Origin of the sequence: Levilactobacillus namurensis DSM 19117 (genome assembly GCF_001434785.1) — a bacterium.
GTDB lineage: Bacteria > Bacillota > Bacilli > Lactobacillales > Lactobacillaceae > Levilactobacillus > Levilactobacillus namurensis.
On the sequence record NZ_AZDT01000027.1, the window covers coordinates 31,332 to 58,111 of the forward strand.

Here is a 26,780-nt window from a genome sequence, read left to right on the forward strand (position 1 = left end):
ATCCCCTTTAGCGCTTGCGGGATGGCTAAGGTATCTTAACGGTCAAACCATTTACGAAAGGCGAAATCTATGGTCTAATAAGTGCATTAAGGCAATCGTTAGACTCAGGGGTTTGCTTAAATTCCCGTTAAGGACTGCCCCGCCCTTTCCAATCGGCCCGGTTCCGTTCTATAATGGGAAAAGATTTTGACAAAGATGAGGAAATTAAAATGCCCAAAAATAATGAAAGTAACCGGCAACGGTCACCGGAAGACTTCGAACAAGTCTATGATCGGCGTAGCGACTATAACTCACACTTCAAACATCCCCAGGTTCATCCCCACCGCCCACTCCTGTGGGTCATCGTGGCAATCCTGCTGGTCTTCCTAGGGGGCGGACTAGCTTATGGTTACCACGCTTGGACCTCGGCCAAAAAGACCTTTGACCAGACCTACCAGTCTTCTGGTGTGTCCAAGAGCCGTAACATCTCGGCCGTGTTAAAGGAAAACAAGCCGTTCTCGATTCTCCTCCTGGGAACCGACACGGGGGCCTTGGGACGGTCTGACGTGGGGCGGACCGATACCATGATGGTCGCCACCATCAACCCCACCACGGAAACGGCCTACCTGACCAGTATTCCCCGGGATACCCGGGTAACGGTGGGTTCCGGCGCGAACGCGTCCATCCAGAAGATCAACGCTGCCTACACGATTGGTGGACCCAGCGGTGCGGTGAAGACCGTGGAAGACCTGTTGGATGTGCCGATCGACTTCTACGCCATCGTCAACATGGGTGGGCTGGAAAAGATGGTCAACGCGGTAGGCGGTGTCGACGTAACGCCACCACTGACCTTCAAGTACGCCCAAGCCGACGTCAAGAAGGGCGTCAAGACCCACTTGAACGGGAAGCAGGCTCTGTCGTACTCCCGGATGCGTTACGATGATCCCCAAGGCGATTACGGCCGGCAAAAGCGGCAACGCCAAGTTCTCCAGAAACTAGTGGTCAAGGCGGCGGGATTATCCTCCATCACCCGGTACCAGCAGATCCTAACGTCCCTCAAGGGGAACCTGAAGACGGACCTGAGCTTTGACGATCTGATGCAGATTCGGGCTAAGTACGGTGACGCCTCGCACCACATCAAGTCAGAGACCTTACAGGGGGACGACGCCATGATCGATGGAATCGCCTTCCAGGTCGCGCCGAATAAGGAACTTAAGCGTGTTTCCAACCACATTCGGAAGACCCTAGACCTCGAACCAACAACCAAGTTCACCACGGATGCGTTAAATTCTTCGCAGGATACCACCGGGACGGGAACTGGTTACTAATTCAATCACGATTGATCAAGACTGAGATTTTTTCTCAGTCTTTTTTATTTGCCAAATCCCCCGTTTGCCACGGCTTAGCCCCACTAACGACTCATTCTTCGCAAAATTAGGGGTTGCCAGCGCGTAGCGAATCCCGTAATATCTAAATAGTAATTATTACCATTTAGAAATAAGGAGTGTTTTCAACATGTTCTCACGTTTTCCGCGCCTTACCCGCTTCTGGCAAGTGCTTCCCCTACTGGCTATCTTGCTGCTAGCCGGGTGCCAATCCACCCAGAAATCCGCTGCCTCACGAACTAGCACCACGAAACCGATCCACGTGGTCGCCAGCTTGGACTTCTACGGGGAAGTCGCTCAAGCCGTCCTGGGCCAACACGGGACCGTCGACACCATCATCAAGAGTGCCAGCGTGGACCCGCATGATTTCGAACCCACCCCGCAAAACGCCACGACCGTGAATCACGCGACCCTGGTCCTGGGTAACGGACTGGGCTACGACGCTTGGCTAGGTAAGCTGGTCGCCAGTGACCGGAACGCCCCCAAGTATCTACGGGTGGGCGAAGATGTCCTGGGCTTAAAGACCGGGGCGAACGAACACGTCTGGTACCGCCCAGAAACCATGCCCAAGCTTGCCACCGCGTTGGCCCAGCAATTCGGCAAACAGGCGCCCAAGTACCGGGCCTATTACCAAAAACGGGCTCGATCCTACCAGCAGCAGCTCAAGCCCCTCCAACGTCAAATCAAGCAATTACAACGTTCTCAGCAGGCTCAACCAGTCATTGCCAGCGAGCCCGTCTTCGATACTGCACTACAGGCCCTAGGGTACCAACGTATCAGTGACCGGTTCGAAAAGGCCATAGAGAACGGTACGGACCCCGCCCCCCGGGACTTACAACGCCTGCAAACGGCAATTCGTCACCGTAAAGTGGCCTTCTTAGTCAACAACCAACAAGCCAGTTCTCCCACGGTCAAGCAGCTGGTTCGCCTTGCCAAGCAATCACAAGTCCCCGTGCTGAACGTGACCGAGACCAAGCCTCAGGGCCAGACCTACGTAGAGTGGATGTCTCAGCAATACACTGACTTAGCCCGGATTCAAGCCGACCAGCGCTAACGCCGACTGAAGCCCCACTACTCGTAACCGTCGAAACTGTGCTAAAGTAGAGGTGAACGCATCTTCGTACAAAAGGAAGTGAACCACCATGCCGACCTATCGTTTTTTCGTCCAACCCCAAATCGATCAGGACGCGCAACGGGTGATTGGGTATGAGGCCCTCTTACGCCAACAGGTCAACCGAAACTGGGTGTTACCCGCCTCATTTACGGCGATTTCAGTGACCGACCAGATCAAGCTGTTAGCTGAGACGGCCACGGCGTTAAACGTCGCCGCCAGTCAGCAAACCCTGGCCTTCAACCTCAACAACGCCCAATTTCACGACCCCCGAACTCTGGGGGCCATCGTCCTCTTCAAAAAGCAATTCACTAACGTGGACTTGACCATTGAATTGACCGAAGCTCCCCAGCTGGACGAACTAACGCGCTTTAGCACGGTCCTGCACCAATACGGTATTCAATTGATCATCGACGATGTGGGCACCGGTTCCAACACGTACGCCAACATCCGGAACCTCCTCCCCTTCGTAGACGAAATCAAGTTTGCCATGCAGAACCTGCGGGCCACCCATCGTGACCAGCGGATTCCCTATGAACTGGCCTTCTGGTCCCAGATTGCCCGAACGTTCCGGTTACGGATGATCTTGGAGGGGGTCGAAAACGCCGCCGACCAAGCACTGGCCAAGCGGTTCGGAATCTCCATCCACCAAGGGTACCTATACGGTAAACCCAGCTTACCAGCTTAGATTTAGGATAATTAAAACGGCCTCAGGATTTTTCCTGAGACCGTTTTTTTAAAACTCACTCTGTTCTTACCGTACATACGTTGGGTTAGCTGTAATGTAACCGCCAGCCACACGATACCGTAACGTACCATTCTGCGTGTAGTTCCAACCCAAGACTTTTAGAACTCGACGCACTGGATAACGTCCATTCCGGTGTTTAAAATTAACGGTTGAATAACGATTAATGTGCCGACGAACCGTTACCCGTCGCGGAATCCACCGCTTCCCTACTTGAACCAGCTGCTTATTACCGGTAATGAATTGGCCATTGGTCAGCTGGAAACGCGTTGCTTGGCCCTGACGCGTCACCCGCTTAACGTTAAGTTGCTGACCTTGCCGGTAATGCTGTATCTTCCCGCTTAACATTACCCGCTGATAGCCATTGACACCCTTAGGATTGATGACCGTTACCACACCAGTCTGTCCTGGATGTGCGTAGTAAGCTGACTGGACATAGGCTGACCGGGTCGTGATGTAGCCCACTTGCCTATAAGTCGGCGAGTATCGGTTCACATCACGAACACGATACCGAGGATTCCCTTGTTTAGACGTTGCGTTTCCTAGAACTTTGAATTGCGGCTGCTTCATCTGCGGCTGTCGCTTGAACCAAGCCATTCGACTTTGCTTGGTAAAGGTTGGTGTTCGGTAAAAGCCAATTTTCTTAACCGCGATAACACGCTTTTGTGCAACGGGTTGGTCCTGTTGACTCACCACCACATTAAAATCTGGGGTAACCGGGAGAACTGGTTGCTGCGATATCCCCGGTGTGTCAGGAACTACTGGTGTGCCCGGATTAATAGGTTTTTCGGGATCCACTGGTTGATCAGGGTCAACGGGTTCTTCAGGATCAACGGGCTTCACTGGTTCTTCAGGATCCCCTACTGTCTGCCAGACATACGTGGTCACAGGCTGACCTGCCGTTGCATAGTTCTGAACCAGTGCCGAACTGGTGATACCTGGCCCGCCAGCGGTGGAACGCCATTTTCCAGTATAGTTTTCATTAGCTGTTAATTCTGCTAAGTCTGGATTTTGATGAGTGACAAATTGGACTTTAGGTCCCAACGTAAGCTTTTTCAGATTGCACAGATTACTAAGCATCTTCGTAGTATCCGCATTTCGCGTGTCTATTCCCGCAAGATTAAGATTCTCAATCTTCGTTGGCAACTGCTCTGGCGTTACCCCCATCTCCTCCAGCGTTGCATCATCAATGCTAAACATATTCGTCATATCAATGACTTTCTCAGTTTTAAAGTGCGATAGGTCTAAGGCCTTTACGCCTAAGACAGCAAACATCTGCGACATGTTCGTGACTTGACTGGTATCAAAGCTTGAAAGATCCAATTTCGCCAAGCTCCAACATCCCCAAAACATCCGTGCCATATTCGCGACTTGACTGGTATCAAAGTTCGAAAGGTTCAATTGGGACATGCTGGTTAGGCCCGCAAACATCTCTGACATGTCTGTAACCTGACCAGTGTCAAAATTCGAGAGGTCCAATTGGTCCATGCTAGTTAGTCCCTCAAACATCTGCGACATATCCTTAACATTTGCAGTCTCCAGGCCACTGACATCTAAATCAGCTAAGCTGCTATCTTCCTTAAATAGTCCAGCTAGCGTTATCGCATGAGAGGTATCCAATCCTTTCAGAGTTAATTGGGTCATATTCTCATTCAAGGCAAACATTTGCGACAAGTCAACACCACCGCTTGCCGCCCCAATTTTCGTTAGATAATCAACATTAAGCTGTTGCAAGTCATGATTATTCGCAAACATCCCTGCCATGGTGGTGACATGTGGAAATTGATGATTCGAAAAGTCTAACTGAGTTGAGCGTCCATCTGCAAACATTCCTTTAGTAGTGGTCACCTTTTCAGTATTGAAGTTAGAAAAATCGGTTCCCGTCACGTCAGTACTTCGAAACATATTGGCCATATTGGTCACATTTTGGGTATCAAAGTTTTTAAGATCCAGATGCCCGCCCAGACTACGTTCAAACATCCCCTCCATAGTTGTCACATTTTGCGTATTGAAACTGGTCAAATTCCAGGTATCATCAAAATGGCATGTATTAAACATGCCTTTCATGTTCGTGACCTTACGCGTATCAAAACTCGAAAGGTCAAGGTTGGGGCCTTCAGCAACATTGTCCCAAAACATGTAAGACATATCCGTGACGTTTTGGGTATTTAAAGACGTAAGATCCGGGTAAGTAAAATTCCATTCTTTAGCAAAAAAGTAAGACATATTCTCAACTTGACTAGTATCTAAATACGATAACCCATGAATATAATTTAAAAAACGAAATCCCGCAAACAGTGCTCGTGAATCCTTACCAGCCACTACGCTACCTGTAAATTCAATCTGCCGAATGCTTGATTCGACGACCCGAATGGACTGCCCTGTCGCCTGGGAAACGGCTGAGATCAATGGACTCGCTGGAACTTCAAAGTCCTGATTATAATCACCATTATAATTGGGTAAGGTCCCCCCTTCGAGGTACAAAATTCCCGCTTCAAAACGCCATCGACATCCCTCCCCCATGATTCCAGAAGCATCTTGAATACCATACGCATGAACCGTCATCGTCGGTTGCACCACTGGGGTTTTCTCCTCCAACGATACGTTCATAGGGACGGCCACCCCCAAACCTAAGCCGGTCAATAAGCAAATAGCGGTTTTCCAAAACATCTCAATTCCTCCTACCATCAGCTGGCCATGTAAGCGCTTTTACAGTTAATAGTATAGCACCTTCATCGTCCCCAAAACGTTTAATTAGTGAAGAAATCCACTTTTAACTGAAGGGTTAAAAAAACGCTGTCTCCTACCGCAAGTAGGCCAGCGTTCCATTGTTAGATGTCATTTAAATTCCGTCCCCCAACCCGTGAAGATTCACTGTTAGACGTGGTTGAGTCATAGTTCCTAAATCATTTCGGCATACGTATAACCCGTGAGGGCGGTCAGCACCAGCATTTAACTTTATCCTAGTTTAACAACCCCAGCGCATAGCCCACCAGACTGATGACCAGTACGCCGCCCAATAACCAGGACGGCTTCACGTGGTGGCGCAGTAGCCAGACGCAGCCTAGCGTCAAGACCAGGGGAATCAGACCCGGCATCAGTTGGTTGAGAACTTTCTGCAAGGTGTAATCCGTATGGGTGCTGGTGGTCCAGCTGAATTGCAACTGGACTCGGACCCACCGCGGAACTAAGGCGCCCATGACAAACATCCCCACGATGGAGGCGCCCAACGTCAGCTTCTGGAGAATCCCACTGCCCAGATAATCGATCACGTGCAGACCCTGCTGGTAACCCCAGCGCTGGGCCCACCAGCGAAAACCTAACCGGACTAAGTTCCACGCGATAAAGAAAACCAGCGGGCCCACGATACCAAAGCCGCTTAGCGCCAAACTGGCCGCAAAGGCACTCAAAATTGGGCGCCAAGTTCCCCACCACACGGGGTCCGCCACGCCAGCCAACGAGCCCATCATCCCCACTTTCATGGCGTTGATATCCGCTGCTGAGACGGCGTCGCCCCGGGCGTGTTGTTCCTCTAAGGATAGGGTCACCCCGGTAATCAACGACTGCATGTAGGGCATGGTGTTGAAGGACGCCAGATGCCGAGTCGCCGCGGCTTGTCGGTCCGCTTTATCCGCATATAACCGCTCGATAGCGGGAATCATGATATAGCAAAACCCCAAGTTCTGGAGACGCGGGTAGTTCCACGCGGCCTGTTCCAGACCAGAGCGGCCAAAAATCTTCAATTGATCTCCCAGCGTTAACGTCTGGGGTGTTTTGGTTGGCATCGTTGACCCTCCCTACAAGTCGTCTAATTCCCGGTCAAGCTCATCTTCCGTGGTGTCCCCAGATTGGCCTCCCGTCGGCGGTTGTGGTCCCCGCCCCGTGGGTTGAATCGAGACATAAATCAAGGCTAGTGCCACGCCAATCATACCTAACGCAATCAGACTGAGGTGCTGATCCGTGGCGAGCGCGAAGCCCAGGAAGAAGAACGGCCAGACCTGCTTGGTCGCCATCATGTTGATCACGATCGCAAAGCTGACCACCGCCAACATACTGGCGGCGACCCGTAGCCCCCCGTGAACGGAAGTGGGCAACCACTGGTACCCCTGCCGGAGAACGGACGCTGGAATCAACAGCAATACCGCCGTGGGCAACATGACCCGCAGGCCCTGCAACGCCGCGCTATACAGGTGTAACCGTGTGATGCGGTGTAAGTCCCCCACCGCCGCGGCCTGGTCCGCTTGGGCGACCAACGGGACAATCAGGTGGCGTAAGAGCCGGGTCAAGACCTGTCCGACCCAGGCTAGGGGTAACGCCAAAATCACGCCCGCAGCCACCGGTAAGTGCGCCGGGCCACTGACCCACCAAGCCGCAACTACAGCGGCTAACGCGGGGTCTGGGGCAACGGCCGCACCAATATTCATCCAGCCCAGTGTGACCAGCTGTAACGTGGCGCCTAACGTCACGCCGCTTAACGGCTGGCCCACCGCCAGGCCCACCAAGGTACAGGCCACGATGGGTTGCTGGAACTCCCACTCGTCAGTGACGCCCTCGATTCCCGCAAGAAAGGCAATGATTAAGATAGCAATGATAGCTCCGGTCACGATGACGCCTCCTAACTTCTGTCACAATGTTCTCACAAAAATACCCCGCCCGGAACGACCCGAGTGAGGTATGCCCTCTAATTCGCCGTTAACCCTTGCTTCGTAGCTAACGTTAAAAATGCCTGTTGCCGATCAGTCGGCACGGTCTGCGTATAGACGTTCACGCCTGCCGCAACCAACTGTTGGACGGCAGTCACGTCCGCCGTATCCGCCGCGACACTGGGGGTCAACATGGTCTTATGGACCGTGTAGGCCAAGTTCCCCACGTTCACGCCGGTCTCGGTCAGATCGATGCCCTGAGCCGCTAACTCGGCCATTTCTCCCAACGTTTCCGTTAGAACCAGCGGCCGAAATTGATCAAACCGGGCATCCCGGTAAATCTGAACCATCTTCGCCACCGTAATCACGTTGGCTTTGACCTCCGGCGGCGCGGCCTGCATAATCAATAATTTACGTAAGTGGTCTTGAGCCACGTTGTCGGAGACGACCAGGATTCGGTTGGGCCGAATCGCCTTGGTCCACACGGTCGCCACTTGACCGTGCAAAAGCCGGTCATCCACGCGTGCCAATTGAATCGCCATTGTCATAGTAAGTCGTCATCTCCCGTGTCCATCTGTAAATCTAAGTGCCGAATGCCCCCCTGCGCCGCGCGCTCAAGGTGCGGAATCACATCGGCTAGTGGCTGTTGTTGCAACGCTAGGGCTTCAATCAACATCGGTAAGTTCAAGCCAGCCAGTAGGCCGTACTGGTCCGGGTGCTCTGCTACGATGCGACTCGCCGCATTAAACGGCGACCCGCCCCACAGATCGACCAGGAACAACACGCCATCGTTCGGCTGCATTTCTTGAATCGCGAGTCGGTAGTGGCTAACCAGGTCTTCGACCCCTTCTTTAGCGGCCAACGGTACGGCAACGACTTTCTGGGTCTTACCAAAAATCATTTCGGCACTCTGTAGAATCCCCCGGGAAAACTCCCCGTGACTGGTTACGATTATGGCCAGCATCCTGCCACCCCTTCACTTTTTCCGTTATTTAGTCTGAATTCAATATAGCACAAAAGAGCGTTTCCAGCCACCACCCCTAAGAATTTTGTGCCAGTTGCACCATCGCTTGTGGCGTCAAGAAACTGACGTCGGGCGTTAAGTTCGTGGGTCGCGTTCCGTTCCACGCAGCAAAGCCGAATTGGACGTGGGCCGCGTGAGCCGCTTGTTGGTCGTATAAGGTATCCCCTACATAAACCGTGTCGGCCGGCTTCACGCCTAGCCGTTCCATCGCGAGTAAGATACCATCAGGTTCCGGCTTGCCGTGGGCCACATCTTCGGCCACCACCTTCACGGCAAAGTAGTCATCCAACCCTTCGCTCACCACGTCGCGATCGTATTCGAATTGCCGCTTCGAGGTCATCACGGCTAACCGAGAGCCTAACGTCATGAGCTGACCAAGCGCCGGCTTAACGCCGGCATAGACGGCCACCGTGTCCCGGTACTCCTGCGTTCGCGGCCCCCACAACTTCAAGACCGCTGGCCAATCCGGCACCTTCAATCGTAGCAACGCATCCTTACTGGGAATCCCGAACATGGTCGCCAGTTCCGCGTAGGGCTTCTCGATGCCCCGTTCGTGGAGAATCGCTTGTAGCGACTTCATGTACATGGCTTCCGTGTCGAGTAACGTTCCGTCAATATCAAAGATAAAATTTTTCATTTTACTTGCCTCGTTTCCGGTTTTTCCGTCATCCCACTAAAAAAGGATGCGACCCCGTGAGGTCTCATCCCTAGTGTAGCATGCTTTTTTGATTACGACTCAAACTTCGGTGCGGGAACCGTGCCGTCGGCTGGCACCGGCGTTCCCGATTGGTGATCGTCCTGGTCGTTAATGACCTCTTCAGAACGTTGCAGGTTCCGCAATTGCCGAACCGCCCGAATCCAAGAAGGCACCAGAATCGCACAGGAACCCAGCCAAGCCAGGGGTTCCGCAGAAACGGCCCCGGCATACCCGAAGGCCCCCACCATGAACAGTGCGGCGAAGACCCGCATGGTCAATTCTCCGACACCGGCCAACGTCGGTAAGACCCGCCGACCCAGGCCCTGCAGGGTGTTTCGAATAATGAACAGCACACTCAATAACAGGTAGGTGCTTCCGATGATGTTAAAGTAGGTCTGTGACAGTTGAATCACGTGTTCGTCGGCTGTCCCAATGATCAACGTGACGATAGGCCGTCCAAAGAAGATCACCAACGCACCGGCTGCCACGGCAAAGGTCCCGGACAGCCACAGGGTCTTTTTGACCCCTTCTAGGATTCGGCCGTACTTGGCCGCCCCGAAGTTTTGGGCTGCGAAGGTCGCCATGGTGACCCCGAACGAAGACATCGGCAACGAGCAGAGTTGGTCGACCTTAGAAGCCGCCGTCGAGGCCGCCACGGAATCCGTCCCTAAGGAGTTCAAGGCCGCTTGCATCACCATGGTCCCAATCGCGATGATGGAGAGCTGAAAGCCCATTGGCATCCCAGTTGAGAAGTGATCCCAGAGTTCCTTCACGTCGACCCGAAAATCGTCCCAGGTGATGTGTAAGAGCGGAATCGACCGGACAATGTAGGCGATACATAGCAGCGAAGCAACGACCTGCGAGATCACGGTCGCCCAACCAGCACCGGCCACTCCCATGTGGAAGACCAGAATGAACAGGAGCTCCAAGGCCACGTTGACCACGGTCCCGATGACCAAGAAGATCAACGGGGTCCGCGAGTCGCCCAAGGCCCGGATGATGTTCGACAGCAAGTTGAACGCCATCGACGCGAAGATTCCGGCAAAGATGGTCCGAATGAAGATCCGGGCGTTCACGTAAATGGACGCCGGCGTCTGCATTAATTTCAAGATGGGATCCACGAAGGTCAACGACAGAATCGTTAACAAGATGGTCATCAGAATCGAGATGACAATGCTCGCAGCAAACGACCGCCGCACACCGCGCAGATCCCCGGCACCGTATCGAGTAGCCGTGATGATGGCGAGGCCGGCGGTGAGTCCTTGCGCAAAACCAATGATCAAGAAGTTGATCGAGCCAGTTGCCCCAACGGCCGCTAAAGCCTTGACGCCCAGCGTCTGTCCGACGACCACGGTGTCCGAAACGTTATATAATTGCTGGAATAAATTCCCAATCAACAGTGGGATGGTAAAGAAGAAAATGAGTTTGAGGGGACTGCCCTTGGTTAAGTCGTTCATAAAAATGCCGACCTCCTTATTCAAATAATAGGTATCAGGTCAAAACCACAAGGCATTCACTATACCGCCATCGGCTAGCTTTGTCTGTAAATATGCTCACGCGATTTTCCTGACAATTTAATTCCCTATACTACGCGCCGAAAATACTTTTGGAAAGGTTAAATTAGCCTGAAAACGATTGCGTGCTGGAATTGTTACCTATTTGTCATAAATTCAGTGAGGGGTGGGTCTCACTTGCCAACTAATCACCCTATGCGGGTAAAAAAGACCGATAAAAAAAGTCCCCCAAGCATTCTGCTTGGGAAACTTTTCTGTAAACCTCTGATGCGGCCAAGAAGATTCGAACTTCCACCGGGATTACCCCGACAAGATCCTTAATCTTGCGCGTCTGCCAATTCCGCCATGGCCGCGTTAACTCACAAGAAATAGTATACCAAATGATTTTCACACTGACAATATTTTTTGCAAGTTATTTTAAATTAATTCATTCTAGGCATCGGTCAGGACCGTGGCCCCCTGCTGATCTACCGGGATAATCCGCAGACTTCCCGGTAAGTTCTTCTCCGCCAACTTATGGCGCAACAACGTCAGCTTTCCAGAATCGCCCAACGTGACCACGGTCGGCCCCGCCCCGCTAAGGTAGGTGCCCACGATGTCTAACTCGTGAGCCGCTTCGCGAATCTGGTCCAGCTCAGGAACCAGCTGTGAGCGGGCCTGCTCGTGGAACTCATCGCGCTCGATCATCCGGGCCGCTAATTCCCAATTCCCCGCTAGCAGCGCCGCAACCAACACGTTGGCCACACTGCTGGCGTGCACGGCCGTCTTAAAGTCGACCGTGGCGGGTAACGCCGCCCGGCTCTTCCGGGTCAATAACTTCTGTCCCGGAATAAAGACTAGAGCGGATAAGTTAGCCGGTAACGGTAACGACAGCGCGTCCGCCCACCCGTCGTTGACCGTGGCCACGGCGGCCTGCCCCATTAAGGCGGGTGCCACGTTATCCAAGTTACCGCCGACCTTGACCGCCCAGTTCAGCTGATCGGCGATGGAAAGGTCCATCTCCCCCAGCTCATTGGCAATCTTGATACCGGCAATAATGGCACTGGTAGAACTCCCCAGCCCCCGAGAAACGGGGATATCCGACATCACCGTCAACTGGTGGGGCTGCAACTTAGGGTTCACCTTTAAGGCCGCTTGGACCATCAGGTTATGCTCATCGCGAGGAATCTCCGTCCCCAACGCATGATTGACCCGCCATTCTTCCGTCCGTTCCTCGATAATGACCGTCAGATACAGGTGTAGGGCGGCCCCAATCGAGTCGATGCCGGGGCCCAGGTTCGCGGCCGTTGCCGGTACCCGAATAATTGTCTTACCCATTTATTTTTTGCCTCCTTCAATCTTTAGGTCGCGTTGCCGCCGTGACCACGCCCGTCCAGCGCAGTCGGCCGCGACACCGACCACAGACCATCCTAGTCACGTCCACCCGGCGTAACCGGTAGTACCGCTGCTGACAGGTCGTACAGACGTAGACCTGCCAATGCCGCAATCGCGGCGTCGCGGGAGCCGGGGCGGGCGCATACCGCAACCCGCCAACCTGCCGGAGGAGACGCTGAAAAGCCTTGGTTCGGTGCTGACCGGACTGTCCGGCTAGATGCAGATGGTAGTGACACAGTTCGTGCTTAATCACACCCTCTAAGGTCGCCTGGTCGTGCTCCGTTAACATCCGCGGGTTGATCTCGATATCGTGATCCCGCAGCCGATAACGGCCACCAGTCGTTCGTAGGCGGGCGTTAAAATACGCGTGATGCCGGAAGGGATGCCCAAAGAACTGCTGTGAGAGTTGCTCGACTAACCGCTGTAGCGCTTCATCGGTCATGCAACCATCCCCTTTCAACCTCACGATTGGCAAGCAGGCGCTCCACCATCGTGAAGCGCCCGTCGGCCTTACATTTGACTCGTCATAATCCGTTGGGTCATGGCGGTGACTTTACCCATAGCTTCCTCTTGTTGCTGCTCAGCAGCGTTAAAGGCGGCTTCATCGACCGTCTGGTCCGCAGGATGAATACTATCTGTCATGGCTTGGCATCCCTCAGTGTAATTCCGGAAAGCCGTCACCAAATTTTTGTGTTTCCCCAAAATTTTAATCGGGGCTTGGGCCTGTTCCAACTGAGCCAGCTTGGCTTGGTAGCCATCCGTTCCCTTTTGGAAGTGGTCCGCCACCGCCGTCAGATCTGCCACGGTCAATTGGTCGACCGTGTGCGCGTCTAAGGCCTGCCGAATCTTTTCAAAATCAGCGTTCATGTCGTTGGCTTCGTCTTCGGTTCCTTGTAGGACCTTCGACAATACCCCAAAGTACACGTTTGGATTTGTTTTTCGCATCTCGACCGCTCCTAAATTTTAGTTGTCTCGCCAGAACGTATCGTACACGTTGACGGGTAAGTGCCGCTTGTGGGCCGTCTTACGGTACCAGTTCTCAATCGTCGTAGCCGCTTGCTCACTGACCGGCTTCCCTTCCAGGTAGTCGTCAATGTCTTGGTAGCGGACCCCTAAGGCCACCTCATCCGGTAAAGCCGGACGGTCGTCTTCCAGATCGGCCGTTGGGACTTTTTGGTACAGGTGTTCCGGCGCACCCAGGAACCGCAGCATGGCCGCACCCTGACGCTTATCTAGCCGCCATAACGGGCAGATGTCCGTAGCGCCATCCCCGTACTTGGTGTAGAATCCGGTCACCGCTTCGGCCGCATGGTCGGTCCCCACGACGGCCCCGTTCCGGGCACCGGCGATCGCGTACTGGGCGATCATCCGCTGGCGGGCCTTGATGTTACCCTTGTTAAAGTCGCTGATGGTGTCGCCGTTAGCCGTCACAGCCGCTTCCATGGCGTCCGTGGCGGGTTGAATGTTGACCCGTTCCACCACGTCAGCGTTCATGAAGTCGATAGCCGCCATCGCGTCAGCTTCGTCGGCCTGTTCGCCGTACGGCAACCGTACCGCAATGAACTGGTAGTCCGACTGACCCGTCTCTCGACGTAACTCCGTGACCGCTTGTTCGGCCAAAGCCCCCGCTAACGTCGAGTCCTGACCACCGGAGATTCCTAAGACTAAAGTCTTCATGAATGAATAGTGGCGCAGGTAATCCTTTAAGAAGTCCACACTCCGCCGAATCTCCGTCTCCGGATCAATGGTCGGTTGGACCTTGAGCGCCTCAATGATTTCTCGTTGCATGTCGCGCATCGTTCTTACCCCCTCAAATAATCCCGCGTTATTCAGGCATCTTCTGTACGTAACTGTGAATCTGCTTGATGATTTCCATCTTCTGGTCCCAACAAGCTTGGGAGAGGTCAACCGGATACTTCTGCGGGTTCAAGTCCCGCTTGTATTCCGGCCACAGATTGGCCAAGGCGCCCCGAGCACGGTCCCGGACCGCGGACAGAGCGGGCAGCTTGTAGACCAGCTGGCCGTCCTCGAAGATTGACTGCAAGAGTGGCCGGGCGTTGAAGTCCGTGACCGTCTTGTTGATGTAGGTGTAACTTGGGTGGAACATGAAGAGGCTTTCGTAGTTCCGGGGGTCTTCACTCGACAGCGCCACGTAGTCCCCTTCCGTCTTTCCATCCGTCTTCTTGGTGATCCGCCAGACCTGCTTCTTTCCTGGCGTGGTCACCTTCTCGGCGTTGTTCGACAGCTTGATTGTCGGTTGCATCTGACCATGGTTGTCTTCGATGGACACCATCTTATAGACGGCACCCAAGGCTGGTTGGTCAAAGGCGGTAATCAGCTTAGTGCCGATCCCCCAGACGTCGATTTTGGCGTCCTGCATCTTCAGACTTTGAATCGTCTTTTCATCTAGGTCGTTGGAAGCAAAGATCTTCGCGTTCGGGAAGCCCGCTTCGTCCAGCTTTTGCCGGACCCGCTTCGACAGGTAGGCCATATCGCCAGAATCGATGCGAACACCCTGGAAGTTGATCTTATCGCCCATCTCCTGGGCCACCTTGATGGCGTTCGGCACCCCACTCCGTAAGGTGTCATACGTGTCCACTAAGAAGACGCAATCGCGATGGGTCTCCGCGTAAGCCTTGAAGGCGGAGTAGTCATCGCCATAGGTCTGCACCAGCGCGTGGGCGTGCGTACCGCTGATGGGAATCCCGAAGAGTTTACCGGCCCGGACGTTGGACGTCGCGTTAAAGCCCCCGATGTAGGCCGCCCGGGTCCCCCAGATGGCTGCATCGAATTCTTGAGCCCGACGCGTCCCGAATTCCATCAACGCATCGTCGCCGGCCACGGAACGAATCCGAGCGGCTTTAGTCGCCACCAGCGTTTGATAGTTCAGGATATTTAAAATGGCCGTTTCGACTAATTGACAGTCGGCTAATGGTCCTTCAACCTGTAGAATAGGTTCATGGGCGTAGACCAGTTCCCCTTCGACCGCTGAGCGAATCGACCCCGTAAACTTAAAGTTTGCCAGGTAATCCAAGAAGTCGTCGGAATAATCCTCCGCTTCCCGCAAATACGCAATGTCGGTTTGGGAAAAGTGCAGATTTTGGATATAATGAACAACGTGCTCTAACCCCGCGTACACGGCATACCCGTTGTGAAAGGGCATGTCGCGGAAGAAGACTTCAAAAACCGCCTTTTTGTCGGCGATGCCCTCTTCAAAGTACGTCTGAATCATGTTGATCTGGTAGGCATCCGTGTGCAGAGTGTAACTGTCATCAGGATACAAAGTTGTCATAATTCTTTACTCCCTTAGCTAGTTTTCAAGCTGAACGTGAGACAGATTTTCATGCAATAATCTCTTACATTTTAGCATGAAACCCGCAATTCAGCCCAATATTTCATATCAAACCTCAGAGTGACTTTATCCTCCGAACAATCGAAAGGAGTCCTTGCCATGCAAACGACATTTCCGACCGTTTCTGTGTTAAATGTTCCGTTCATTAAGGCCTCACGGGCCCAATTCCTGTCGACCCTCCAGGCCCGCATCGACCACCAGCAAAATACCTTCGTGGTGACCGCTAATCCAGAGATTGTGATGTACGCCCACCAACACGCGGACTACCTCCGGCTGCTGCAACACGCAGACTTCGTGACCCCCGACGGTGTGGGCATCCTAGACGGCGCCAAGATTCTAGGCGACCCGCTTCCCGAACGTATCACCGGCTTCGACACCATGACCGCCCTGTTGACTTGGGGCAGTGACCACCACAAGGCGGCTTACTTCGTGGGAGCCAAACCGGAAGTCATCGACTTTCTCCGCGACATTCTCCCCAGTCACTACCCGGGATTGAACATCGTGGGGCTCCGCGACGGATACTTTACGGACGAACAGGCCGTCGCCGACGACATCGCTGCCAAGCAACCGGACATGGTCTTCGCGGCCCTGGGCTTCCCCAAGCAAGAACACTTCATCGCGATTCACCGTCAAGCCGTAAACGGCCTGTGGATGGGGGTCGGCGGGAGCTTCGACGCGCTCGCGGGGACGGTTCCCCGGGCCCCTGAATTCTGGCAAAAACATCACTTAGAGTGGGCCTACCGGACGCTCAAGGAACCTAAGCGGCTCAAACGGATTGCCGTGATTCCCCGTTACCTGCGTCTGGTTCGCCAGCAAGCCAAGCACTAGATGATAACGTCCCTAATTTTTCCATAAACATCATAATACTGACTCGCTTACAAGAATACCTCCCCTAACGACCATGGGCCGCTAGTGGGAGGTATTCTTAGTTATTCGACTATTTTTCTAGGTAGAACTCAAAACGTTCACCCACGTACTGGGTCCGCACGTACTCAAACGGCGTTCCGTCTTGCAGGTAGGTCACTTGCCGCAACCGTAAGATGGCGTCGCCCCGCTTGATTTTCAGATATTCAGCAATCCGTTCGGACGCCGACATCGCAGAGACCGTCTGTTGCGCCTTACCGGGAATCAGCTTTTTCTTATCTTCCAGTGCCCGGTACAAGGAGCTGGTGACTTCCTTCTTATTCAAGCCCTTGACCAGCCGATCCGGGACCGTTGCGACTTCAAAACAGATGGGCACATCGTCTCCGTAACGAATTCGTTCCATCCGCAGGACCACGTCATCTTCACCCAGCTTCAGCTTTTCGGCTTCACTCAAGGAAGGGTTCATCACGTGGTACGAAATCGTCTTGCTGGAGGGTTGCTTGCCCTGTGCCAGCATCAGGTCCGTAAAACTCGTGACCCCGGACATCTTCTCTTGGACCTTCTGGTTGGCCACGTAGGTCCCAGACCCCACTTGCCGTTCCAGAATTCCTTCATCGACTAAGGTCTGAATCGCCTGCCGCAGTGTCATCCGACTCACATCAAAATCGCGTGAGAGCTCCCGTTCGGACGGGATTCGATCCCCCACTGCCCACTTACCGGCCTCAATCGCCCGCTTAATGTCATTATGAATTTGAATATAAATCGGTGAACTCACAGCAACCAACATCCCTTCTAAAACTTGTGTAATTGTTTAGTGTTTATCATGCGCAAATCTGCGACCTAAACTGTAGGTCGCCATCAGGTGCAGGTCCGCCGTCAACAGGTTGAGATCCGCATCCCGACCGACCGTTAATTTTCCTTTTTGGTCCAAACCAAATTCGGCCGCCTGGTTCACGGCACTCATTTGCACGGCATCGTTCACGTCGCATCCCGTAAAGGCAATCACATTGCGGAACGCTTCGTCGTACCGTAAGACGGACCCCGCTAGGTTACCGCTTTCGAGCCGTGCCTGCCGGTCCTTGACGATGACCTTCTGCCCACCGAGCTCGCTGACACCTTCCGGCATCCCCTTCGCCCGCATGGCGTCCGTCACCAGTTCCAGCCGGTGTGATCCCTTTTGCTGGTAGGCCAGCTTCACCATGTCCGGAACGATATGGAACCCATCACAGATCAACTCACAGTACAGGTTATCTTCCAACATCGCGTGACCGGTAACCCCCGGCTCACGGTGGTGGAGTCCCCGTTGTGCGTTGTACAAGTGGGTCACGTGGGTCGCCCGACTGGCTAACAATTGTGCCCGCGTCGCGTTCGAATGTCCCACGGACGGGACAATGCCGTGCGCCAAGCAGTAACTCTCGAACTTCTGCGCACCCGCGTCTTCGGGCGCATAGGTGATTAGTTTGACCCGGTTACCCGACAGCCGGTTCCAATGGTCTAACAACTCGACATCGGGATCCTTAATGTACTTTTCGGGTTGGGCGCCCTTGAAGACGGCCGCGATAAATGGGCCTTCCAGGTGCACCCCCTGAATGATCGGATTCCGTTCAGCAGCCACCGCGATTCCCCGCATCGCGTGATCGATGGCCTGATTCGACTGGGTCATGGTCGTCGGGAACAGTGACGTAATTCCTTCATAAACCATATGGTTAACCATCTCGTTGATTTGGTCGGGGTCCCCATCCATACTATCATAACCATAACCACCATGGCTATGCACATCAATAAATCCCGGGACAATCGTCCGTCCCGTCACCACGTGGACCTGGTCCGCGGGTAGCGGGCGAAAATCCGCCACGGGACCCACGGCTTCGATCTTTTGGTCGAAACGAATGTACCCGTCTGGAATCACAGTCTCACCGGTGTAAATCTTTGCGTGTTTTAAGACAATACTCAATGGCTCTTCCTCCTCAGGTTAGTCTTAGCCTACATGATGATTATAATCGGTATAGACCAGAGTTGCAAGAACCAGCTAAGCGTTTTCGTGATCCCGTTGAACGGTCGCGTCGATGCCCTTAACCACGGCGGTCATCAAGCCTGCCTCTTCCATAGCCAATAAGCCAGCCACGGTACTGCCACCGGGTGAGGCTACCTGGTCGATCAGGGCGAACGGAATCTTGTCGCTCTTAAGGACCATCTGTGCCGAACCCAACGTGGCCTGGGCGGCAATCTGGGTCGCCTGTTGCTTGGACAACCCATACTTCACTCCGGCCCGACTTAAGCTATCGATGAAGAAGTCGATGTACGCGGGGGAACTCCCAGCCAGGGCACTGAAGATGCCGAATTGATCTTCGTTCAACGTTGTGGTGCTTCCTAGTACATTGAAGACGTCCTCAGCGGTGGTCCGCGCGGCGCCCGTTAATTCAGTGTTAGCGGCCACGGCCGTCATCCCCGCGCCAATCTCGACGTTGACGTTGGGCAGGGTTCGTAGGATTGGTTGTTGGTCCCCCACCAGCGTGGCCATCTTAGCCAACGTTAGACCGGCCACAATGGAAATCAAGGTCTTCTGGGGCGTTAAGGCTGGCTTGATTTCCGTTAAGACGGTCGCCGCAACGTTGGGCGTCACTGCCAAGACCACTAGGTCGCTGGCAGCTACCAGGTCGGCGTTACTGGTGACCGCCGTCAGGCCTAGCCGTTGCGCGTACGGCTGGTAGTGGGCCGCCTGGTGACTATGCACCACGATATCGGCCGGCGCGAACGCCCGGGCCTTTAACAGACCGCCAATGATGGCCTGAGCCATCCCACCAACACCAATAAACCCAATTTTTGTCATCTTATTCGTCCTCCTTAGTGGCCGGTAGATGTTCCCGGAACCACTGATCAATTCGTTTTAACCGTTCAACGCGCAAATGCGGCAGCCCCGAACGGGAGAGCTCGTGATTCGACTGGGGGAATAGGACCAGCTGGGTCTCGACCCCCGCTTCCTTCAACCCCACGAAGAATTCCTCTCCCTGCCCCGTCGGACACCGCAAGTCTTCCATGCCATGCATCACCAGGATGGGCGTGTGTGCTTGCTTAACGTACGCTAACGGGGAAAACCGCCAGAGCGCTTGGATATTGCGCATATCCTGCTTCAGCTCCCACGGGGTAAAGTAGTACCCAATGTCACTGGTCCCGTAAAAGCTAATCCAGTTGGCAATCGACCGCTGGGTCACGGCCGCCGCAAATCGGTCGGTGTGAGTCTCAATCCAATTAGTCATGAAGCCGCCGTACGACCCGCCCGTCACACAGAGTTGGTGCGGGTCAATCGTCGGATCCAGGGCTAAGGCCGCATCGGTCCCACGCATTAGGTCCGTAAAGTCACCGTCACCGTAATGGCCTAAAACCGCCGTTTCAAAGTCCTGACCGTAACTATTTCCGCCCCGCGGATTAATGGCGATCACGCCATATCCCCGACCGGCCAAGTACTGCAGCTCATGATAGAACCCGTACCCGAAGTCGACCTGGGGGCCACCGTGGACGTACAGGACCGCGGGATGCTGTGGCTTACCCACGACTGGCGCGAAGTACCAGCCTTCGATGGGCCAGTCCTGAGCACCCTTAAAGGTAAAGCGTTGCCCCGTTACCAGGGTACGTTGGGCCTCGTAGGTCGCATTGGGATTGATCAACTCGCGTTCGGTCCCGGACGGTACATCGAGGACCTTTAACCGACTGACGCTGGTCATGGTACTTTCCGTAAAGGCGATGGTGTGCTGATCGACCACCGTGAAGTCGGTGATGGCCCGGTCACCGGTCAGTAGCGGCGTGACCCGGTCCGATTCAAGGTTCTGGGCTATCAGCTCTAACCGTCCGTGGGTGTTTTCCAACGTCAATACGGTCTGGTCATTCAACCACGCGACGTAGCGTCCCGATAACCGCTGTTGACTATCCATAGCCAGCATGTTGCCCACTTCCACGTCACGGGGCGCGGTCAGATCGCGAAGCTTAGGCTGTTGGACGTCCGTCACCCACGCATGGTACTGTGACACGTTGGGGACGTGGTTATCCTGGCCCCATAAAAGGACCCGGTGCCCATCGCTAGCCAATTGTCCTTGGCTAAACGCACCGGCAGTCAGTGCCGCCGTCAAGAGGTGATCTGGACCACCCGTGAACGGGTGCCAATAGACCCCTGCACTAAAGTCGTGTTCATCATGGGGCAACCGTTCGGCATCGTAGAGGAGCCCTTGGGTGGTCGCCGCCGTCACGGTAAAGTCCGTGGCCCGTTCAAGCACCACCGTCTGGTCCCCCGTGGCTAACTGGTAACGAATCGCCTGGTGAATCACGTGTTGGGGCAAGATTCCCCGACCATTTTGTTGATACCGCAGGCGATCGACCACCTGGACGGTCGGACGCGCGGGGGTCGCGGGACTATCCTGCGGAATCCGATCAACTTGAAAGTAGACGTTCCGCCCGTCCGCAGACCACAGCAGGTGGTGCACGTCAGCGTCACCATGGGTCACCTGGACAGCCGCCCCACCGGTCGTCGCCATCACAAAGAGCTGGGCGTGATCGTGAATCACCCCGCTAAACGCTAACTGCTGGCCATTCGGGCTCAACGTTAACTGGTGCACATCGACTCCCACGGGACTCCACTGCCGCCGGTCCTCGCCATCGCTTAAGCGGACGCTGGCAATCATGGTCTGCCGCGCGTTGGCCGACTGGTCTAGGCGTGTTTCCAAGTAGTAGACCCGCTGACCATCGCTGACTGGCTGGGCCAATGGACGCATGGCGAACAGGTCTTCTGGTTCAACGACTGTCATGACAAATAACCCCCTATTTTTGGCTCACTCAACAAACTGGTCCAGAGCAATTGTTAAGTTGACTGTAGCGAAAATTAGCTGACTTGTCAATTTTCCGGTGCCCGTCTGACGGCCCAAACGACAAAAAAAGACGATACCGTCAACCGGTATCGTCTATCCGAGGTGGTTCTCCTGATTGGGCTAGCTGGGTTCGAACCAGCGCATCACGGGATCAAAACCCGTTGCCTTACCACTTGGCTATAGCCCAATAAAAATGGAGGGGAGTGGATTCGAACCACCGAACCCGAAGGAGCGGATTTACAGTCCGCCGCGTTTAGCCAGACTTCGCTACCCCTCCAAAAAATGAATCGTCGTAACGAATCAACTTCACTATCATACAAAATTCTGCATAAACCGTCAAGCTTTTTTGGAAACTTTTTTAACTTAACGTCATAATTTTTAACCGGTGCCGCCATTCCGTCATGAAATCGGGGGAATCCCACTCGTTGAGTCGCCGGTTATGGTAGCCCAGCGCCTGATTCAAGTACGTGACGGCCCCCAAGTGTTGGGGCCAAAAATGCCGGTGGAGGTGGCCAAAGAGCACGTACGGGACCTGATAGGCTGCCGCCAGCTGCCCGAGTCGTGGGCTACCCATCAAGGCGTTGGCCATGTTCCAGAACCGGTCGTCTGCGGTGTAGCGGATAAACTCCCGCCGCGGCACAAAGTGCGTCATCAAAAGGACCCGCTTGTTGGCGCGCCGGGCCTGGGCCAGTTGCGCTTGAATCTGGATCAGGACCCGGTCCATCCGCTCGTCATCACTCATCGACTGGGTGATCGTACTGTCGATCCAAAAGGCCCGTTTCCAGGCCAAAAAGTTGCGACCCGGTAAGTTATCCGCGTACTGATAATCGTACCAGCCGTTGTTGCCGATAATTCGCCAATTAGTCCCCGGGAGATCGTAGAATTGATGATGCAGGTACAACGGTGATAACGGCGCCTCTAAGGCCGCATAACTCACATCGTGCAACATGTCATGGTTCCCGGCAATGAACCGCACCTGAGCCGGCGCTAAGAGCGTCTGGAGCTGCTGGACGATGGCTAACGACTGATTGAAGTGATTGGTCAGGTCACCGGCAATCAAGTACAACGCCACGTTTTGGGCCTTTAGATATGCGGCCTGCTGGGGAAGCACTGCGGCGGGGTCTACCTGGTTAACATCAAAATGCAGATCACTGATCAACGCGACTTGCGCCATTTTTTCACCTCCCTGAAACCAAAAAAAGTGCGCCACTAGTTTTACCTAGCGTAGCACTTTTGACGGATTATCGGGAATTATTTAATCCCCGCCATTAAATTCTTAATTGGTTTAACCAGCGCGAACATGATCAACCCAGCGACAATCGCCACGATGGCCACACCCATAAAGTACGCAACTTCATTTTCTGGCGTGTACAACTTAACGATTTGTGCGTTGACGGCTTGCCCGGCAGAGTCGGCCAGGAACCACATACTCATCATTTGCGACTGGAAGGCCCGTGGCGCTAACTTCGTCGTCACGGAAAGTCCGATTGGTGAAATCAGCAATTCAGCGATTTCCACCACGGCCCAGCTACCGACCAACCATAATGGGCTGACCAGTGAATTGGTGCCGAATAAGACCACTGGAATCACCATGATCAAGTAGGAAGCCCCGGCAAACAACATCCCGGTAGCGAACTTCGCTGGCGAACTTGGTTGCTTCTTCCCCCACTTGTTCCACAGCATCGCAAAGATTGGCGTGTAGATCAAGATAAACAATGGGTTCAGTGATTGATACCAAGATGGCGAGATGTGCAGGCCTAAGAAGTTGTTGTTGGTCTGGTTTGCAGCGAATAAGGCCAGCACTGACGAACCTTGCTCTTCGATGGCCCAGAAGATGGCTGCGGCGATAAACAGGCCCAGGTAAGCCCAGACGTGCTTCCGTTCTTGTGCCGTAACTTTCTTACTGGTCAAGAAGATCACGAAGTAGACCACTGGCGTTGCCAACGCGATGATTGACAGCAAGACCACGAAGTTGTTCAGGTTCAAGGCGTGCAACAGGTACATCAGAACTAAGACTAACGCGAAAGCTACTAGCCCTACAATGACCCGGCCGCTTAACTTCTTCATGTCACCTGGTTCCAACGGATCAGTTGGGTACAGGCTATCCTTGCTGAGGTACTTCTTGCCCCCGATCCAATATTGGATCAGGCCCAAGAACATCCCGATTGCGGCTAAGGAGAAGCCCAGGTGGAAGTTGTAATTCATTCCCAGCCAACCGACCAGCAATGGCGCTACTAATGACCCTAAGTTAATCCCGAACACGAAGATGGTGAACCCGGAGTCCCGCCGAGTGTCCCCAGCAGCGTACAGACTCCCGACCATTTCAGAAACGTTGGGCTTTAACAATCCAGTCCCTAAAACAATCAAGAGGATTGAGACGAATAGGGCCATTTTACCTGCGGGGAGGGATAAGGCGATGTGCCCGAACATGATCAGCACCCCACCGATGAAGACGGTCCGGCGACTTCCCCAGACCCGGTCACTTAAGTAGCCCCCGAGGACGGATGATAAGTAAACCATCGATCCGTAAATGGACATGATGGATGCGGCAGTTCCTTGATCGAACCCTAAACCACCCTTGGTTACTGAGTAGTACATGTAGTAGATCAGGATAGCCCGCATTCCGTAGTAACTAAATCGTTCCCACATTTCGGTGAAGAACAGCGTGGATAATCCACGTGGTTGGCCAAAGAACGACTTGTCTTGGCTAACGTCCGACTTGTTATTCAAATTAATAATACCTCCATTGCATTTCCTAAAACGTTTTTTTATGCTCCGTAAGGCATAACGGTTAGACCCGATTATGCACGGTGTCTCATAAGCCTTTAATAAAACATAGTGATAATTATAAGACATGAAACGTTATTACGCAACGGTTTTCCTAATAAAAGCGCCATCAAAGAGCCCGCAACAGCGGTGTGACAATGAATAAAAAATTAGGCATCTCATGCAATCCTCTTATTTTTTATTCATTTATCATTCACAAAGTTTAGGCTTATCCATCGTGAGGCTCACCAGTTATGTTCCCTAGCCACCAGCTAACTTGCTTTTTACCCCTTCTCGCTTCAATTAGAAAGGCTTGAGTCCTCCTCGACTTCTCTGGGACACCTGATGGACGACCAAGACCATTCTGCCCCATTGATGCCTGTCTCGTCGTGCCACTAGGTTATCTGGCTGATCCATGTTGGAATCGGCATCAGCGCTGATTGCTTTCCTATTATGATTAGGGCCCATCTCCTACCACCCTCCCATAGTAGTTTCTCTGGGAAGGTTACTCCGGGGAAAAAACGAATCCATGGTATTTGACGTCCAACCTTAGGGGTTCACTCTATTGTTGGATGAAATCCATCAACACCCTTTTTCTTTGAACAAAAAGGGCATACCGACCTATACTACAATCAAGTCAACCACAACCAATTGAAAGCGAGTGAACAGTATGTCCCAAGACCAATCTACTAGACTTTTACTTATCAAGCGAACGGCCTATGGTTGCAAAGCTGGTAATACTTCATCTACCGTATTCAAATTGAATTTAAGATTAGAGTCCAAAAAAACCAATTCAAAAGTGAATTGGTTTTTCACATTACTCTTCATCAATGCCGGTTGACAAAGAGCCATTTTTCTATGAGTATAGGCACTCCAAACTCAGTATAAAAAACAAATCTAATTAATATTTTTCTTTAATAAAACATTAATTAACGCAATTACTCCAACTATACCCAAAAATACATGCCAAAACCACATCAGGCCGAATAATGAATCGAAGGGTAATGATATTAAATTCAATATAAGTAATAAAGAAATCCAAAACGAATAGGACTTAAAAATGGTGACGCCCCCTCTTTATATAAATTATTATTCTGTGCCATTGTACAAAATCAATACGAGAATTTAATATTTATATTATACCATCATTAATAGTTTCAGTGATTCTTATCTCAAAAATTGATAAGTATTTTAATCATGAATTACGAAGCTCGTGAAAGCCGTAAAACACAATGGTTTTTGTACTCAAAAGATCAATTGACCTTAGAACAAGTCATACAAGAGGAATTGGAATTAAGCGAACAGTTTAACCACGCTTACTACTCGACTCATCGACTGGTTATATCAAGCCTTTATCGATACTTTAAGCGAAGCCACGAATATTAGTCCTCAATTTGCCACAACGTTTAAGACCTTTATTAAGAATATGGACGCAGGAAGATTCTCAAACGGCCCAGTCGAAGGGATTAAACGCAAGATCAAAATCAAAAAAGGGAATCCAATTCGAAAATGAATTGGATTCCCATATAAGTCCTCATCAGCACTGGTTGATAAAGAGCCAAAAGAAAACTGACGAAGCCCGTGTCCCTTACAGCACACAGTTTCGTCAGTTTTCTTTTCAGGACTAGCGTTGCGCGCTAGGTCCCAGAATTAAGGTTAAACTTTCGGCAGATTGATGACTTCCCTGATTTCCCCGTCGGTAGCGTGGCCACCGGTAATCAGCGACGTCCATAAAGCATTAAGAGAGGGCGACTCTAAGCGACCACTGGGGTTGCGGCAAGTTGATGCATCGCAAACTTAACCAAGGCTTCGCTATTCAGCCAACCATAAATATCATTCGGAATAACCGCCGTTTGAACGGCTCCCTGCTGGTCCAGGTCCGTTGCTGCCTGGTAGGCAGCTTGCGGTGTGTACAGCACAAGCGCTTGTTGGCTTAACAGTTCGGGCGTCAAGTCAGCCAGGCCCACTGCCGTAAACTTCAAGTTGGCGTGCCGGGTTTCTGCGACCCGCTTGGCCTCTCCTAAAAACAACCGACTGGTAATCCCCCGTCCCGAAACTAGCAATACATTCTTCATGATCTGGCATCTCCCTTTGATATCTTTCAATATATTAAGAATATCACTAAGTGTTGTAGACCACAAGGCATATTCATAAAAATCAATATTAAAATTTGCGGTATAGTTTGCGATATATCAAGGATTTGAAGACTAGACCAATTTTTATACCATGTCTATACCAATTTAAAGAGGAGTTCAGCTGAATGCGCTAAATTTTTGCACAAAAAAAGTTCAAACCGGATGGTTTGAACTTTATCAGATGCCGGCTGAGGAATTCGAATCCCCGACCCTCGGTTTACGATACCGATGCTCTACCAGCTGAGCTAAGCCGGCATACTTGCTGTAAATCCAGCATAACTCCGGCAGGCGGGCTCGAACCGTCGACAACCTGATTAACAGTCAGGTGCTCTACC

At 52.8% G+C, this 26,780-nt stretch carries 23 protein-coding genes and 4 tRNA genes; 4 read left to right on the forward strand and 23 right to left on the reverse strand.

The window, feature by feature from the left end:
• Positions 1-209: 209 nt before the first annotated feature.
• From FD30_RS05190 to FD30_RS05200, 3 genes are all read left to right on the forward strand, one after another.
• Positions 210-1,307, forward strand: coding sequence for an LCP family glycopolymer transferase (locus FD30_RS05190; protein WP_056944158.1), 1,098 nt, complete (start codon positions 210-212; stop codon positions 1,305-1,307).
• A gap of 187 nt (positions 1,308-1,494) precedes the next feature.
• Complete coding sequence (locus tag FD30_RS05195; RefSeq protein ID WP_056944159.1) at positions 1,495-2,418, forward strand: metal ABC transporter solute-binding protein; 924 nt, start codon at positions 1,495-1,497, stop codon at positions 2,416-2,418.
• 88 nt (positions 2,419-2,506) lie between these two features.
• Entirely contained in the window at positions 2,507-3,163 is a 657-nt protein-coding gene (locus FD30_RS05200) for an EAL domain-containing protein (RefSeq protein WP_024747586.1), read from the forward strand.
• Positions 3,164-3,229: 66 nt separating this feature from the next.
• Here FD30_RS05200 and FD30_RS05205 read toward each other — a convergent pair whose 3' ends face one another.
• From FD30_RS05205 to FD30_RS05265, 13 genes are all read right to left on the reverse strand, one after another.
• Positions 3,230-5,890: a BspA family leucine-rich repeat surface protein gene (locus FD30_RS05205; protein ID WP_056944160.1), complete on the reverse strand. Its 2,661-nt coding sequence runs from the start codon at positions 5,888-5,890 to the stop codon at positions 3,230-3,232.
• Between the two features lie 293 nt (positions 5,891-6,183).
• Positions 6,184-7,005 (reverse strand): PTS system mannose/fructose/sorbose family transporter subunit IID, encoded by an 822-nt coding sequence (locus FD30_RS05210; protein ID WP_056944161.1) that lies wholly within the window; start codon positions 7,003-7,005, stop codon positions 6,184-6,186.
• A gap of 12 nt (positions 7,006-7,017) precedes the next feature.
• Complete coding sequence (locus FD30_RS05215; RefSeq protein ID WP_225426487.1) at positions 7,018-7,824, reverse strand: mannose/fructose/sorbose family PTS transporter subunit IIC; 807 nt, start codon at positions 7,822-7,824, stop codon at positions 7,018-7,020.
• A 77-nt stretch (positions 7,825-7,901) separates the two neighbouring features.
• Positions 7,902-8,411 carry a PTS sugar transporter subunit IIB gene (locus tag FD30_RS05220; protein ID WP_056944162.1) on the reverse strand — a complete coding sequence of 170 codons (510 nt, stop codon included), beginning with the start codon at positions 8,409-8,411 and terminating at the stop codon, positions 7,902-7,904.
• The gene (locus FD30_RS05225; protein WP_024747582.1) at positions 8,408-8,827 is read right to left on the reverse strand and encodes a PTS sugar transporter subunit IIA; all 420 of its coding nucleotides are present in this window, start codon (positions 8,825-8,827) and stop codon (positions 8,408-8,410) included. The genes FD30_RS05220 and FD30_RS05225 overlap by 4 nt, the downstream gene beginning before the upstream one ends.
• A 76-nt stretch (positions 8,828-8,903) precedes the next feature.
• Positions 8,904-9,524, reverse strand: a complete 621-nt coding sequence (locus FD30_RS05230) for an HAD family hydrolase (protein ID WP_056944163.1) — start codon at positions 9,522-9,524, stop codon at positions 8,904-8,906.
• Positions 9,525-9,616: 92 nt separating this feature from the next.
• Positions 9,617-11,041, reverse strand: coding sequence for an MATE family efflux transporter (locus FD30_RS05235; protein WP_056944164.1), 1,425 nt, complete (start codon positions 11,039-11,041; stop codon positions 9,617-9,619).
• Positions 11,042-11,366: 325 nt separating this feature from the next.
• Positions 11,367-11,451: transfer RNA gene (locus tag FD30_RS05240), tRNA-Leu, on the reverse strand.
• Positions 11,452-11,530: 79 nt separating this feature from the next.
• The gene (gene thrB, locus FD30_RS05245) at positions 11,531-12,415 is read right to left on the reverse strand and encodes a homoserine kinase (protein WP_056944165.1); all 885 of its coding nucleotides are present in this window, start codon (positions 12,413-12,415) and stop codon (positions 11,531-11,533) included.
• A gap of 16 nt (positions 12,416-12,431) precedes the next feature.
• A complete protein-coding gene (locus tag FD30_RS05250; protein ID WP_024747578.1) occupies positions 12,432-12,914 on the reverse strand; it encodes a SprT family protein in 483 nt (160 codons plus the stop codon).
• A 68-nt stretch (positions 12,915-12,982) separates the two neighbouring features.
• Complete coding sequence (locus tag FD30_RS05255) at positions 12,983-13,417, reverse strand: hypothetical protein (RefSeq protein ID WP_024747577.1); 435 nt, start codon at positions 13,415-13,417, stop codon at positions 12,983-12,985.
• Positions 13,418-13,435: 18 nt separating this feature from the next.
• On the reverse strand, positions 13,436-14,269 hold the full coding sequence (gene nadE / locus FD30_RS05260; protein WP_056944166.1) for an ammonia-dependent NAD(+) synthetase: 834 nt from the start codon (positions 14,267-14,269) through the stop codon (positions 13,436-13,438).
• A gap of 28 nt (positions 14,270-14,297) precedes the next feature.
• The gene (locus FD30_RS05265; protein WP_056944167.1) at positions 14,298-15,764 is read right to left on the reverse strand and encodes a nicotinate phosphoribosyltransferase; all 1,467 of its coding nucleotides are present in this window, start codon (positions 15,762-15,764) and stop codon (positions 14,298-14,300) included.
• A gap of 159 nt (positions 15,765-15,923) precedes the next feature.
• On the opposite strand from FD30_RS05265, the gene FD30_RS05270 reads away from it, so the two are divergent.
• Complete coding sequence (locus FD30_RS05270; RefSeq protein ID WP_056944168.1) at positions 15,924-16,652, forward strand: WecB/TagA/CpsF family glycosyltransferase; 729 nt, start codon at positions 15,924-15,926, stop codon at positions 16,650-16,652.
• A gap of 109 nt (positions 16,653-16,761) precedes the next feature.
• Here FD30_RS05270 and FD30_RS05275 read toward each other — a convergent pair whose 3' ends face one another.
• The 10 genes from FD30_RS05275 to FD30_RS05320 form a co-directional block, all read right to left on the reverse strand.
• Positions 16,762-17,463, reverse strand: a complete 702-nt coding sequence (locus tag FD30_RS05275; RefSeq protein WP_024747573.1) for a GntR family transcriptional regulator — start codon at positions 17,461-17,463, stop codon at positions 16,762-16,764.
• A 36-nt stretch (positions 17,464-17,499) separates the two neighbouring features.
• On the reverse strand, positions 17,500-18,642 hold the full coding sequence (nagA, locus tag FD30_RS05280) for an N-acetylglucosamine-6-phosphate deacetylase (RefSeq protein WP_056944169.1): 1,143 nt from the start codon (positions 18,640-18,642) through the stop codon (positions 17,500-17,502).
• Between the two features lie 75 nt (positions 18,643-18,717).
• Positions 18,718-19,518 (reverse strand): pyrroline-5-carboxylate reductase, encoded by an 801-nt coding sequence (gene proC / locus FD30_RS05285; RefSeq protein WP_056944170.1) that lies wholly within the window; start codon positions 19,516-19,518, stop codon positions 18,718-18,720.
• Between the two features lies 1 nt (position 19,519).
• Positions 19,520-21,484 carry a S9 family peptidase gene (locus FD30_RS05290; protein WP_056944171.1) on the reverse strand — a complete coding sequence of 655 codons (1,965 nt, stop codon included), beginning with the start codon at positions 21,482-21,484 and terminating at the stop codon, positions 19,520-19,522.
• A gap of 175 nt (positions 21,485-21,659) precedes the next feature.
• Positions 21,660-21,731: transfer RNA gene (locus tag FD30_RS05295), tRNA-Gln, on the reverse strand.
• A gap of 7 nt (positions 21,732-21,738) precedes the next feature.
• A tRNA-Tyr gene (locus tag FD30_RS05300) sits at positions 21,739-21,821 on the reverse strand.
• 81 nt (positions 21,822-21,902) lie between these two features.
• Positions 21,903-22,718, reverse strand: coding sequence for a metallophosphoesterase (locus tag FD30_RS05305; protein ID WP_056944172.1), 816 nt, complete (start codon positions 22,716-22,718; stop codon positions 21,903-21,905).
• Positions 22,719-22,795: 77 nt separating this feature from the next.
• The gene (locus FD30_RS05310; RefSeq protein ID WP_056944173.1) at positions 22,796-24,274 is read right to left on the reverse strand and encodes a peptide MFS transporter; all 1,479 of its coding nucleotides are present in this window, start codon (positions 24,272-24,274) and stop codon (positions 22,796-22,798) included.
• A 1,790-nt stretch (positions 24,275-26,064) separates the two neighbouring features.
• A complete protein-coding gene (locus FD30_RS05315; protein WP_024747567.1) occupies positions 26,065-26,385 on the reverse strand; it encodes a PTS sugar transporter subunit IIB in 321 nt (106 codons plus the stop codon).
• Between the two features lie 242 nt (positions 26,386-26,627).
• Positions 26,628-26,700: transfer RNA gene (locus tag FD30_RS05320), tRNA-Thr, on the reverse strand.
• Between the last annotated feature and the right edge of the window lie 80 nt (positions 26,701-26,780).